Origin of the sequence: Staphylococcus sp. GDY8P57P (genome assembly GCF_017892585.1) — a bacterium.
GTDB lineage: Bacteria > Bacillota > Bacilli > Staphylococcales > Staphylococcaceae > Staphylococcus > Staphylococcus borealis.
The window spans coordinates 201-508 of the sequence record NZ_JAESLK010000089.1 but is presented as its reverse complement, the minus strand read 5'-3'; the positions used below and the strand labels follow the sequence as shown (position 1 = coordinate 508).

1 protein-coding gene is annotated in these 308 nt (G+C 44.8%); it reads left to right on the top strand.

The window, feature by feature from the left end; all coding sequences use genetic code 11:
• Positions 1-215: hypothetical protein (locus KA878_RS13645; RefSeq protein WP_210142214.1), on the top strand; the 215-nt coding region annotated here is incomplete at its 5' end.
• Between the last annotated feature and the right edge of the window lie 93 nt (positions 216-308).

The following is a 308-nucleotide window of genomic DNA, read 5'->3' as shown; positions in this document are numbered from 1 at the left end:
TCAAAATGTTTTCTCGGCATAAACGCTTAATTAAGGTTTGGCAAGCACTGGCTTTGCTAGCCACTCAATCGCTATCGCTCATTCGTGACTGCTCGCCTGCTTGTTGGGGGCAAGCCCCCAAAGCCCCCTACAAAATGCTAGCCATATATCAAAAAATAAACGTAAGCATAAACGCATTCACTTCTTTTCTATATAAATATGAACGAAGTGAATAAGCGTCGGAACAGCAGCAAAAAGTTTCCTTTTTGCTGTTGGAGCATGGGGTTTCAGGGGGTGCAGTATCTGACGTCAATGCCGAGCGATAGCGA